The organism is Mycobacterium sp. TY814 (genome assembly GCF_030755175.1).
Taxonomy (GTDB): domain Bacteria; phylum Actinomycetota; class Actinomycetes; order Mycobacteriales; family Mycobacteriaceae; genus Mycobacterium.
Window position 1 is genome coordinate 1,119,825 of the sequence record NZ_JAUFRY010000002.1, and the last position, 12,338, is coordinate 1,132,162.

Sequence of the window (12,338 nt, forward strand, 5' to 3'; positions counted from 1 at the left end):
CTGTCAGCCGTCGCTGGGCGGAAACTGTGGGGGTCAGGTGGGGGACTAAGGACTCTTGGCGAGCCTGCCTAGCGCAGCTGACGATTGAATTCGTCTCTGACATGGTGGCGGGAGGATTGGCCATGAATCGCGAAGTCTGCAAATTCCTATCGGGCTTCTTCGGGGCATTGGGCTGGGCGCACGCGGGGTACGCGATGGCGACGTCGGCCGGCCTGGTCAGCGAGCCGACTTTTCTCGGCAGAAGATGGGGCGTCGGGTACATGTGGACCGAGGCCGCTGTTTACACCGCGATCGGTGCCGGGCTGGGATATCTCGGCTGGTTCGCTGCGGCTGAGGAGGCGCTGCCGCAGCCGGCCGATGAACTGACCCGCACCGCTTAGCTGTTCAGCGGGTAAAGGCGGATCACCGCATTCATCGGCTTAGTTGGCGGTGCAGGAATTCGGCTTGCGTGCAAGCGATCTCGTTGCGCAGAGGTTCCAGGTAGACGTCGAAGTGGCCGACCGGATAATGATGGATCTCCACGTTCGGCATGCGCGCCGCGAGCTTGGCCGCGAAGGTGGCTGAAGCCTGTAAATCCCGGTCTGCGAGACACATCAGAACCGGCATGTGCAGTCTTTCAGCAGTCCCGGTGCGGTAGCGAGGCAGGCCGAAGATCATGCGTGGCGCCAACGCGTTACGCCAGCCTACGGATTCGCCGCCGAGTTCGTCGAACACTGCCTTCGCGTCGGGTTCGGTGAATACCGCGACGTGACCGGGTTCGTCGACCACCGGCACCAGGTACGGTGCCCGTCCGGCCCGGTCGTGGACGATATCTCGCAGGGCCGCGGCAGTGAATTGTGCTGTGCGCCAAGTGATATCCCAGGTCAGCCGTTGACGTAAGCCACGGCCGCGATGCCAGCCGTCGATGACGGGAACCTGCGCGACCACCGCAGCGATAGCCGGGTCTTCGGAGGCCACCGTCGATACGTGGCCCCGCTGAGGGAGGTGCCCCACAGCGCGATCCGGGCCGGGTCGACGCCCGAAAGATCCCGCGCGAAGCGCACCGCTGCCCGATAGTCTTCGTGTTGTTCTGCGATGTTGATGACTTGTCGCGGCTCGCCGGCGCTGGCTCCGAAGTGCCTGTAATCGAACGCCAGGACGGCCAGCCCCGCTGCGGCGAACCGTTCGGCGTAGCGGGGGAGTCCGAGTCGCTTGGTGCCGCTACCCCCATGTCCCATCACTACGCACGGCGCCTTCTCCTCACCAGTGTCGGGCCGGTAAAGGTCAGCTGCGCAACGTATTCCGCCAGATTCGAAAAATGCATCCTCAGGCACTGGCTTGGTCCGTTCCGGCGCAACATAGTGGTCCGGTGTCAAGCGTAGGCGAGGTTATCTGAACTGCACCGCGCTCTGCAGTGTGATCTCGGAGATGTCGGAATGACTCCCTCAAACCGCTCGGGGCAGGGCACCTTCGACGGGCGGTCCGCGTTCTAGACGAAGTGTTCGAGTTCTGTTCGGGTCTGGTCGATTTGGTCGCAGGCGTACGTCACGGGGGCGTTGGTGGTCATCAGTTCGCCCGCCCGGGCGAGCGATTCGAAAGCCTGGTCGCCAAGGGTCTCGCGTAGGTGCGACCGCGGCGACGTCGGCTTCGCGCCCGATCAGACTCGTGCCGGTGGGCCGCAGATTTCCCGGACCCGTATCCAGCGCCCGCAACGGCGGAAACTCCGTCCGCAAGCCCGCAGCCCGGACCTGAAACAGGCCGACCGGCACGGGGAGATCCCGCAACCGTCGTGGTCCCAGATCGATGAGGTCCACGCCGCTCAGCAGACATGCGGTCGACTCGGCCAACAGGATCTGCCCGCCATGCCCGGCGGCCATGACCCGCGCCGCACGATTGAGCACCACCCCGAAATAATCGGCCTCGCGCAGTTCGGCTTCACCGGTGGCCAACCCCATTCGCACCGGCAGGTCCAGCTTCCGCTGTGCAGCCACCGCAGCTTCCACGGCGGAGCAGGGCGAGGCGAAGGCCGCACAGACACCGTCGCCGGTGTGCTTGAACACGAAGCCGCCGTGGGTCTGGATCGTGTGGTGCAATACCTCGTCATGAGCGCTCAGAGCGGCGCGCATCGCAGCGGCGTCAGCCTCCCACCGACGGGTGGAGCCCTCGATATCGGTGAAGAGGAACGTCACCACTCCCGAAGGAGCAGCGGCCGGCGGAGCAGGCACATCGGCAGAATCTCATAACCGCCGCGCTTGCACCATGGTGCTTGCCGGCGGCCGTTGGTCCCGGCGCACAAACGAAACCACCCGCGCGGCGATCGGCGAAGCGATCGCGGCGCGGGTGGCTCGTCGCTGTCCTGGCCTACTCAGGCTGTAGGACCGGCGTGGACTTCGACGTCACTTAGACGTCGTAGTACAGCGCAAACTCGTACGGGGTCGGCCGGATCTGCACCGGCAGGATCTCGTTCTCCCGCTTGAAGTTGATCCACGTCTCGATGAGGTCGGGCGTGAACACGCCGCCCTCGGTGAGGTACTCGTGGTCCTGCTCGAGCTTGTCGATCACCGCGGAGAGCTGAGTCGGTGCCTGCGGGATGTTCGCAGCCTCCTCCGGCGGCAGCTCATAGAGGTCCTTGTCGACCGGCGCCTGCGGCTCGATCTTGTTCTTGATGCCGTCCAGGCCGGCCATCAGCATCGCCGCGAACGCCAGGTACGGGTTACCCGAGGAGTCGGGGCAACGGAACTCGAGGCGCTTGGCCTTGGGATTGCTGCCGGTGATCGGGATACGCACGCACGCACTCCGGTTCCGCTGGCTGTACACCAGGTTGATCGGGGCCTCATAGCCCGGCACCAGACGCTTGTAGGAGTTCACCGTCGGGTTGGTGAACGCCAGCAGCGACGGGGCGTGGTGCAGCAGGCCACCGATGTAGTGGCGGGCGGTGTCCGACAGCCCGGCGTAACCGGTCTCGTCGTACATCAGGGGGCTGCCGTCCTTCCACAGCGACTGGTGGGTGTGCATGCCGGAGCCGTTGTCACCGAACAGCGGCTTGGGCATGAACGTCACCGTCTTGCCGTTGGCCCAGGCGGTGTTCTTGACGATGTACTTGTACAGCTGCATGTCGTCGGCCGCGTGCAGCAGCGTGTTGAACTTGTAGTTGATCTCGGCCTGGCCGCCGGTGCCCACCTCGTGGTGGCCCTTCTCCAGGCTGAAGCCGGCCGCGATCAGGTTCTGCAGCATCTTGCTGCGCAGGTCGACGTAGTGGTCGACGGGCGCCACCGGAAAGTAGCCACCCTTGGGGCGGACCTTGTACCCGCGGTTGGGGCTGCCGTCGGCCTCGTTGGCTGCACCGGTGTTCCACCAACCCGAGATGGCGTCCACCTCGTAGAACGAGCCGTTGGTGCGCGAGTCGAAGCTCACCGAGTCGAAGATGTAGAACTCGGCCTCGGCACCGAAGTACGCCGTGTCGGCGATACCGGTGCTGATCAGGTAGTTCTCGGCCTTGCGGGCGACGTTGCGCGGGTCGCGGGAGTACGGCTCGAGGGTGAACGGGTCGTGCACGAAGAAGTTCAGGTTCAGCGTCTTGGCCTGCGTGAACAGGTCGATCTGGGCCGTCTCCGGGTCCGGCAGCAGCAGCATGTCGGACTCGTGGATCGACTGGAAACCACGGATCGACGAGCCGTCGAAGGCCAGGCCGTCCTCGAACACGCTGTTGTCGAAGAACGAGATCGGAATGGTGAAGTGCTGCATGATGCCGGGCAGGTCGCAGAAACGGACGTCGACAAACTCGACGTTTTCGTCTTTGGCAAGTTTGAAGACGTCGTCGGGCGTCTTTTCCGTCACGTGAAGGCTCCTTTACTTGGTGATTCGCGGCCGACGCTAGGGAGCAGTTGTTGCCCGTCAGTCAACCCCGTGTTGCGCAGAGGTTACGTACCACAGCGGCCGCAACAGCGCCCGGTGACCGCCGGGCCCTATTGTGAAGGCCATGGCCCGCAAGATCGTAACTGGTCCGCCGTCGATGCTGAATGGGCGATGCCAACCACGGGCGGCCGACTTCGCCGGACACCGTCGATGACGCCGGAATCACCTGCCGGTTACCCCGGCGAAACGCTCGGCCTGCCGCGGACCGGCCCGGGTTCGGTGGCTCCCATGGGACGCCGCCTGTTGGCATTACTGGTCGACTGGTTGATCGCCGGCGGGCTGGCGCTGCTCGCGCTGACCTTTGGAGCAATTTCCGACGCGTTGTTGTCGACGGTGCAAGCGCTGGTGTGGCTGGTGATCGGCGCGGTGTCGGTGCGGCTGTTCGGATTCTCGCCGGGTCAGCTTGCGCTGCGGATTCAGGTGGCGGCAACGGACGGCCGGCTGCCGATCGGCATCGGCCGTGCGCTGGTCCGCGGATTGCTGATCTTCCTGGTGGTCCCGCCGCTGTTCACCGATTCCGACGGGCGGGGCTTGCAGGACCGGTTGACCAGGACCGCGGTGCTACGCCGCTGACGCTCACCCGTTGGCGCCGGCGCTGCCGCCCGTTCCTGGCAGCGCGCTGCCCTGGCCGCCGGCACCGCCGGTGCCGCCGCCGGCGCCCGCGTTGAGACCACCGCTGCCACCGTTGCCGCCGAAACCGATTCCGGAGGCGGCGCGACCGCCGCTGCCCCCGTTGCCGCCTTTGATGACGCCGTTGTCGCCGGCATAACCATCACCGCCGGCCCCGCCGTTGCCGAACCACATCCCGGCGTTGCCGCCGTTACCGCCGGCACCGCCGAGCTGGCCGCCCCCGCCGCCGTCGCCACCGTTGCCCCACAGCACGCCGCCGTTGCCACCGCTACCGCCGTGCGCGCCGCCGGTGAAGCCGAAGCCGCCCAGTCCGCCGTTGCCGCCGTTGCCGATAAGCCCCACCGCTCCGCCGCCGTTGCCGCCGGCCCCGCCGACCCCGGCTACGCCACCGCCGATGCCGCCGAGTCCGCCGTTGCCGCCGAAGCCGAAGAGCAGACCGCTGGTACCGCCACTGCCGCCGGCCCCGCCGCTGCCGAATACGCCGTAACCGCCGACCCCGCCGGCTCCGCCGTTGCCGACCAGCGCGACCGAGTTGCCGCCGGAGCCGCCGACCCCGCCGGTGCCACCGACGCTGGTCGCGGTGCCGCCGTTGCCGGCCAGTCCGCCGTTTCCGAACAGGCGCCCGCTGACACCGCCGCCGCCGCCAGTACCGCCCGTTCCGTTCGTGGTGGCCCCGCCGGCCCCGCCGGCCCCGCCGTCACCGATCAGTCCCAGCACGCTGCCGCCGCGACCGCCGGCGCCACCCGCTCCGCCGAGCGTGTTGTACCCGCCGGCGGCGCCCGCTCCGCCGTTGCCGAACAACAGACCACCGGTGCCACCGTTGCCGCCGGAGGCCGCTGCCTGTGTGATGGCGGTAGCGCTCTGTCCGCCGACGCCGCCGGCGCCGCCATCGCCGATCAGTCCGATCGCATTGCCGCCGTTGCCGCCGACCCCGCCGAACCCGGCGGCACCGAGGCCGCCGGCTCCGCCATTGCCGCCGAAGCCGATCACCAGGCCGCCGTTGCCGCCGCTGCCGCCGGCGCCACCGCTGCCCGCAACACCATTGCCGCCGAGACCGCCACCCCCGCCGTTGCCGATGACGGTGAGCGCGTTGCCGCCCGCGCCGCCGGACCCGCCGGTGCCTCCGGCGGCGGTCGCCATGCCGCCGTTCCCGCCGATTCCGCCGTTGCCCAGCAGATGCCCGCTGCCGCCGCCGGCACCTCCGGCCCCGGCAACGCCCGTCGTGGTGTACCCGCCGGCGCCACCGGCACCGCCGTCGCCGATCAGGCCGAGCACGTTGCCGCCGGCGCCGCCCGCGCCGCCCGGGCCCCCGAAGATGTTGTATCCGCCCGCGCCACCGGCGCCGCCGTTGCCGAACAGCCACCCGCCGGTACCGCCGTTGCCACCGGCCGGTGCCGCTACCGTTCCGTCGCCGGTTTGTCCGCCGACGCCGCCCGCGCCGCCGTTGCCGATGAGCCCGAAGACGTTGCCGCCGTTACCGCCGGCCCCACCGACCCCGCCGGCACCGACGCCGCCCGCGCCGCCGTTGCCGCCGACACCGAAGAGCAGGCCGCCGCTGCCGCCGCTGCCGCCGGCACCACCGACCGTGCCGAGTCCACCCGTTCCGCCGGCGCCGCCAGTTCCGATCAGGCCCATCGCGTTGCCACCGGCCCCACCGGCTCCGCCGGACCCGCCGAGCCCCAGTCCGCCGATACCGCCGGACCCGCCGTTGCCGTACAACCACCCACTGGTGCCTCCGGCGCCTCCGTTCGCGCCCCGTCCGCCGGCTCCGCCGGCCCCGCCGTTACCGAACAGGCCGGCGGCGCCACCGGTGCCGCCGTTTTGGCCGATCGCCCCCGAGCCACCGTTGCCGCCATTGCCGAACAGCAGGCCACCCGCTCCGCCGTTCTGTCCGGTACCGGGCAACCCGTTGGCGCCGTTACCGATCAGCGGTCGGCCGAGCAACGTCTGAGTGGGGGCGTTGATCGCCCCGAGCAGGTTCTGCTGGATCGTCTGCAACGAGGCGTTGACCGCGTCCGCACTGCCGTAGGCGATGCCGCCCGCGCTCAGGATGCGCACGAATTCCTCGTGAAATGCCGTCGCCTGGGCGCTGACGGAGCGGTACATCTCGCCGTGCCCGCTGAACAGCGCCGCGACGGCCGCCGACACTTCGTCGGCACCGGCGGCCAGCACCTCCGTCGTGGCCGTCGTTGCCGCAGCGTTGGCTTCGGTGATTGCGGACCCGATGCTTGCCAGATTCGAGGTGGCCGCCGCCACAGTCTCCGTCGAAACGATCACAAACGACACTGCTGTCCTCCCACCGTAGAGACCCGGCTACCGACGAGTCGCTTCGAATTTGCCCGAAATATCAGGCGCAAACGTACGGCGAGTTATGGCAAGATTCACACTAGTTTATCAAAACGTTATAAATAACTTATTACCTTCGACGTCAATGTGAAGCGGCTATACATAAATGGCTTTTCGCGGTATTTGTCGCGTATTTGTAAAACGGCTTTACAGCGCGAAGATATCCGGCGATGTGCAGAAAGCCCAGGCAGTCAGTGGGTAGAGCGGTGTCCGGAATCGGTGAAGGACGCGTACACAGCTATGAAAGCGGCGAAATTATAGGTCATTGTCGATTGAATTCAATTGGGCGGGCGGTCGAGGGGTTGAACCGCGCGGTGACGAATTACTTGCGGCGCACGGTGCGCTGCACGCCGCGCATTTTTCCGGAGTTCGGCAGCGGTCCTTTTGGCATCATCGCGGCGCCGGCCCGCGACCCGAGTGCGGCCAGTCGGGATTCCAATGTATCCATCTGCTTGACGGTGATATTGGCCGGAAGGCGGTTCAGGTGGCGCTCCAGCTTTGCCAGCGCAACCTCGCCGTCGCCGTTGCCCACGATGATGTCGTAGATCGGCACTTCGCCGACCACCCGCGCCGTACGCTTCTTCTCCTGTGCGAGCAATGGTTTGACGCGAGTCGCCGAGCCCTCGCCGACCAGGATGACGCCGGGCCGGCCGATCACCCGGTGCACCGCGTCGAAGTGTCCTGTCGCGGCCACTCCGGGCGTCACCCGCCACTTGCCCCGCAGGTTGTCCAGCACCCATGCGGCTGCGCCGGTCTGACCTTCGGCCTGCTTGAAAATGCTGCGCTGGGCCCGTCGGCCGAAGATGATGAACGCCACCAGTGCGCCGAGCAGCAGACCGATCGGGATCATCATGATCATGGTCAGTCCGCCGGCCCACACGCCGACGGCCACGCTGACGGCCACGATCAGCACGAACGCGCCGATCATGTACGGCAGCAGGCGCTTGTCCTGCTTGCGCTGCATGTTGAACGCCTGCCACAGCTGAGCTCGGCGTTGTTTGGAAGCAGCCTTGCGGGCGGCCGCCGCCTCGGCCTTGGCGGCCTTGTTCTCAGCAGCAGTTCGGGATTTCGCCATAGTTGTCAAGGATACGTATGCGCCGGTTATCCGGGCGCCGAGGTTCGCGACGCGCGGGCCTGCTCGTAGAGTCGGCCGGCCCGGTAGGAGGAGCGAACCAGCGGCCCGGCCAAGACCCCGGCGAAGCCCAGTCCTTCGGCGAATCGCGCGAACTCGACGAATTCATCCGGTGTCACCCAGCGTTCCACCGGATGGTGGCGCGCCGTCGGCCGCAGATACTGAGTGATGGTGACGATGTCGCAGCCGGCATTGTGCAGGTCGGCCAGCGCGGTGTGCACCTCGTCGGGAGTTTCACCCAGGCCGAGGATCAGGTTGCTCTTGGTGACCAGGCCGAAGTCACGCGCCGCGGTGAGCACGTCCAGACTGCGCCGGTAGGTGAAGGCCGGACGGATTCGCTTGAAGATGCGCGGCACCGTTTCGACGTTGTGCGCCAACACTTCCGGCCGGGATTCGAAGACCTCGGCCAGGCGGGTCGGTTCGCCGTTGAAGTCCGGAACCAGCAGTTCAACACCGGTTGACGGGTTGAGCTCCTTGATCGCCCGCACCGTTTCGGCGTACAACCAGGCGCCGCCGTCGGGCAGGTCGTCGCGGGCGACGCCGGTAATGGTGGCGTAGCGCAGGCCCATCGTCTGTACGCTTTCGGCCACCCGGCGCGGCTCGTCGCGGTCGAGGTCGGCGGGCTTGCCGGTGTCGATCTGGCAGAAATCGCAGCGGCGGGTGCACTGGTCGCCGCCGATCAGGAAGGTCGCCTCGCGGTCCTCCCAGCATTCGAAGATGTTGGGGCAGCCGGCCTCTTCGCACACGGTGTGCAGGCCCTCGCGCCGGACGAGGCTCTTGAGTTCGGTGTACTCCGGTCCCATCCGGGCCCGAGTCTTGATCCACGGCGGCTTGCGCTCGATCGGAGTCTGGGCATTGCGCACTTCCAGGCGCAGCAGTTTCCGACCCTCCGGAGCGACAGTCACATAGTCGATGCTACGCGGCCGGCCACGTGATCCCGTACCGGCAACAGACCATTCAGGGCGTCGCACACGGCATCGGCGACCGCGGCCCGGACGTCGTCGACGGCGACGCGGCGGCCGAGTTCGACGGATAACGTCGTGACTCCGGCGTCGGTGATCCCGCACGGCACGATCGTGGTGAATGACGCCAGGTCGCAGTCGCAGTTGAGCGCGAACCCGTGCAACGTCGTCGAGCGCGCCACCCGCACCCCGATCGCCGCTACCTTCCGGGCGGGCCGGCCGGCAACCCACACCCCGGAGCGTCCGTCCACCCGCCCGGTTTCCAGGCCGAGATCGCCACACACCTTGATCAGCGCCTCCTCGAGGACCCGCACGTAGTTCACCACGTCGAGGGGCTCGGCCAGTCCGATGATCGGGTAGCCCACCAACTGGCCGGGGCCGTGCCAGGTGATCTTGCCGCCGCGATCGGTGTCGACGACCGGGGTGCCATCCACCGGCCGTTCCTGCGATTCGGTGCGTCGGCCGGCGGTGTAGACCGCGGGGTGTTCGAGCAGCAGCAGTGTGTCGGAACCACCGGCGACCCGTGCGTCGGCAAGATCGCGTTGCAATTGCCAGGCGTCGCGGTAGTCGATCGGGCCGAGCTGCCGTACGTCGATCGGGGCGGGGCTGGACCGGATTGAACCCGTCACTCCAACGACGTTACGCGAAGCGCCCGCCCAGCGGCTCCACCACCGCTAATCTGCCTGCCATGGTTCTGCTGCAGATCGTGGACCACGTCGGCTCTGCCATCGACGTCGCAGGAGTGTCGGTGATCGTGATCGGTTGCGTGATCGCCTGTGGGCTCTTCCTCAAACGGTTTCCGCGCTCGCCGGATCAGGCCTACCGCGACCTCCGCAACAACCTGGGACGCTCGATTCTGATCGGCCTGGAATTTCTGGTGGCCGGTGACATCGTCAAGACGATCGTCGTCACCCCCAACACACAGCACGTCGCGGCACTGGCCGGCGTCGTGGCCATCCGGACCTTCCTGAGCCTTTCGCTGACCGTGGAGATGACCGGCAAATGGCCTTGGCGGGACAGTGATTCGGGGACGCAGGCCACCTGAGGCTAAACGACACCCGCACAGTCGACCGACCGCATCTCCTGCATCAGGGCGAGGTTCGCATGCGGGTCCACCGGGGCATCGATGATGTGCACGCCGCCGGCTGCGGCGGCCTTTTCGAGCAGGGCACGGAACTGGGCCGGGTCCTGCAGTCGGTGCCCGGTGGCGCCGTAACTGCGTGCCAGGGCGACGAAGTCGGGGTTGTCGAAATCGACGCCGTACCGCTGGTAACCGTCGGCAACCTGTTTCATCGCGATCATCCCCAGGCTCTTGTCGTTGAACACCACCACAATCAGATCCAGCCGCAGCCGCACCGCTGTCTCGAGATCCTGGATGTTCATCGCAAACCCGCCGTCGCCGGTGAGCACCACAACCTTGCGTGCGGGATGGACGAGCTTGGCCGCGATGGCGGCCGGCAGGCTGATCCCCATCGATCCAAGAGCGTGGTCGATCAACATGGTGTTGGGTTGGCGGGCATTGAAATTCCTTGTCGCCCACATCATGTGAATACCGTTGTCGAGTGACAGGATGTCGTCGTCGGCCATGAAGTCCCGCAATGTTGCGATGAGATGGCCCTGCTTGGCCGGAAACGACGTGTCGGTTGCCGAGTCTTGGATACTGCGCCGTGTCTGCTCGGCCAGTCGGAGGAAGCCGTCGTGATCCCAGTCGGGATCAGGGGCCAGCTGTGCGGTGAGCCGTTGCACGGCATCGGCCATCTCACCGACGATCTGAGCTTGGGGGAAGTAGCTGTTGTCGCCTCTGGCGGCAAAGGGATTGAGGTGGATGACGGTCTGGGTGCCGTCGGCCCGCATGAACAGAGTGGGCTTCTCCATGACGTCATGACCGATGTTGAGGATCAGATCGGCGGCCTGGATAGCGCAGTTCGGGTAATCGGCGGGCATGATCGAACACCCGACGTAGCGGGGGTGATCCTCGTTGGCGACGCCTTTGCCCATCATCGTCGCGACGAATGGGATCTGAGTCTTGTCGATCAGTTCCCGCACGGCCGCCGCGACCTCGGGGCGGTTGGCGCGGGTGCCGCCGCCGACCATGATCAGTGGCCGGCGTGCCTGGTGAATCAGTTGGGCCGCGGCGTCGATGCTCTCCTGGGTTGCAACCGGGATCTGGCTGTGCCGGCACGGGACTGACGGGCCGAGTTCGGAATCCCGGGCCACATCGTCGGGCAACTCGAGGTGCGCCGGACCCTGACGCCCTTCCAGTGCTGACATCATCGCCTGGCGCACCAGCGACCCGGCCATCGGACCGGATGGGATCTTGGCGGCGAACTTGGTGATCGGGCGCATCACATCGACCACGTCGACCAGCTGGTACTGGCCCATCCTGTTGTCGCGCACCGCCTTCTGCCCCGTGATCACCAGCATCGGCATAGCCGCCAAATAGGCGTGGGCCACCGGCGTCGTCAGGTTCATGGCACCGGCGCCCAGGGTCGACATGGCGACGGCGAGCTTGCCGGTGAGCCGCCCGTAGGCGGCCGCGGCGAAACCGGCGGCCTGTTCGTGGCGAAAGAGCACGAAAGTGATCCGGCCGTCTTTGCGGAGCGCCTCCATGAAATGCAGGTTTTCATCGCCCGGAATGCCGAAGACGTACTCGACGCCTTCGGCGGCCAGGGCGGCGACCAGCTGTTCGCTGGTGTTCGCCGGCGCGCTCACAGTTCGCCGCTGCCCTGACTGAGGACTGTCTCGGGGTCTTCGCGCTTGAGGCTTTCTTTGGCGGCGTCCATCTTGTGCATGATGTTGCGCGCCTTGGTCAGGATCGCTTCGGCCTCACCGCCCGGAATCACCACGGCCGTCGAACCTTTGGCGAAGATGACGTCGCCGGGTACGACGGTGACGCCACCGACGGCGATCGGGACGTCGGCCAGGTAGGGCTGGACTTCGTTCCCGCCGGCCCGCACCGTCTCGCCGCGGCTGTAGGTGGCGAACCGGTAGGTGTTCAGCTCTTCGTAGTCGCGGAGCTTGCCATCGGCGAGAATGCCTGCCATGCCGAGGTTTTCCACCCGGCTGAGCTTGGTGCCCCCGCCCAGCGACGTGTGTTGATAGCCGTTGGAGGCCATCACGAGCACCGCCCCAGCGGGATCATGTTCGGCGACGGCCCGGTAGATGGCCGGTCCGAGGCTGTGCCGCTCCGGATCCATCAGATCCTTCCGCACCGGCAGATAGGAAATCGTCACCGCCGGGCCGACGAGGACCCGGCTGGGATCGGGGCTGTCGAGCTCGATGATGTGAGCACGGTGCGCATGCGTCATCGTCATCGCGTCGACCACGTCGGCCACTCCGAGACCCGCAACCAATTCGGTCAACTCCATGCTTTC

Annotated in this window: 12 protein-coding genes and 1 pseudogene; 3 read left to right on the plus strand and 10 right to left on the minus strand. The window is 67.0% G+C overall.

Translation table 11 applies throughout. The annotated features are described in order from the left end of the window. Window positions 1-122: 122 nt before the first annotated feature. The gene (locus QXH22_RS18565; RefSeq protein WP_306239983.1) at window positions 123-380 is read left to right on the plus strand and encodes a hypothetical protein; all 258 of its coding nucleotides are present in this window, start codon (window positions 123-125) and stop codon (window positions 378-380) included. A gap of 31 nt (window positions 381-411) precedes the next feature. Here the strand turns inward: QXH22_RS18565 and QXH22_RS18570 are convergent, their stop codons facing one another. The 4 genes and pseudogenes from QXH22_RS18570 to glnA form a co-directional block, all read right to left on the minus strand. After that, complete coding sequence (locus QXH22_RS18570) at window positions 412-957, minus strand: hypothetical protein (RefSeq protein ID WP_306276581.1); 546 nt, start codon at window positions 955-957, stop codon at window positions 412-414. Beyond that, on the minus strand, window positions 864-1,313 hold the full coding sequence (locus QXH22_RS18575) for an alpha/beta hydrolase (protein ID WP_306276582.1): 450 nt from the start codon (window positions 1,311-1,313) through the stop codon (window positions 864-866). Before QXH22_RS18575 ends, QXH22_RS18570 begins: the two co-directional genes overlap by 94 nt. 294 nt (window positions 1,314-1,607) lie before the next feature. Then, window positions 1,608-2,168, minus strand: a pseudogene (locus tag QXH22_RS18580) (adenylate/guanylate cyclase domain-containing protein); the annotation flags it as partial. Between the two features lie 211 nt (window positions 2,169-2,379). Further along, window positions 2,380-3,816, minus strand: a complete 1,437-nt coding sequence (gene glnA / locus QXH22_RS18585) for a type I glutamate--ammonia ligase (RefSeq protein ID WP_306276583.1) — start codon at window positions 3,814-3,816, stop codon at window positions 2,380-2,382. Between the two features lie 228 nt (window positions 3,817-4,044). On the opposite strand from glnA, the gene QXH22_RS18590 reads away from it, so the two are divergent. Beyond that, entirely contained in the window at window positions 4,045-4,467 is a 423-nt protein-coding gene (locus tag QXH22_RS18590) for an RDD family protein (RefSeq protein ID WP_306276921.1), read from the plus strand. A gap of 3 nt (window positions 4,468-4,470) precedes the next feature. Here QXH22_RS18590 and QXH22_RS18595 read toward each other — a convergent pair whose 3' ends face one another. From QXH22_RS18595 to lipB, 4 genes are all read right to left on the minus strand, one after another. Continuing rightward, window positions 4,471-6,810, minus strand: a complete 2,340-nt coding sequence (locus tag QXH22_RS18595; protein ID WP_306276584.1) for a PE family protein — start codon at window positions 6,808-6,810, stop codon at window positions 4,471-4,473. A gap of 382 nt (window positions 6,811-7,192) precedes the next feature. After that, window positions 7,193-7,945, minus strand: coding sequence for a DUF4191 domain-containing protein (locus QXH22_RS18600; RefSeq protein WP_306276585.1), 753 nt, complete (start codon window positions 7,943-7,945; stop codon window positions 7,193-7,195). A gap of 26 nt (window positions 7,946-7,971) precedes the next feature. Then, window positions 7,972-8,907 carry a lipoyl synthase gene (gene lipA, locus QXH22_RS18605; protein ID WP_306276586.1) on the minus strand — a complete coding sequence of 312 codons (936 nt, stop codon included), beginning with the start codon at window positions 8,905-8,907 and terminating at the stop codon, window positions 7,972-7,974. Continuing rightward, window positions 8,904-9,593, minus strand: a complete 690-nt coding sequence (gene lipB, locus QXH22_RS18610) for a lipoyl(octanoyl) transferase LipB (protein ID WP_306276588.1) — start codon at window positions 9,591-9,593, stop codon at window positions 8,904-8,906. Before lipB ends, lipA begins: the two co-directional genes overlap by 4 nt. A gap of 59 nt (window positions 9,594-9,652) precedes the next feature. Between lipB and QXH22_RS18615 the strand changes: the two genes are divergently transcribed. Continuing rightward, complete coding sequence (locus QXH22_RS18615) at window positions 9,653-10,009, plus strand: DUF1622 domain-containing protein (protein WP_306276589.1); 357 nt, start codon at window positions 9,653-9,655, stop codon at window positions 10,007-10,009. Window positions 10,010-10,011: 2 nt separating this feature from the next. Here QXH22_RS18615 and QXH22_RS18620 read toward each other — a convergent pair whose 3' ends face one another. Next, complete coding sequence (locus QXH22_RS18620) at window positions 10,012-11,676, minus strand: acetolactate synthase large subunit (RefSeq protein WP_306276590.1); 1,665 nt, start codon at window positions 11,674-11,676, stop codon at window positions 10,012-10,014. Further along, entirely contained in the window at window positions 11,673-12,332 is a 660-nt protein-coding gene (locus QXH22_RS18625; RefSeq protein WP_306276591.1) for an RraA family protein, read from the minus strand. The genes QXH22_RS18620 and QXH22_RS18625 overlap by 4 nt, the downstream gene beginning before the upstream one ends. Window positions 12,333-12,338 lie beyond the last annotated feature (6 nt).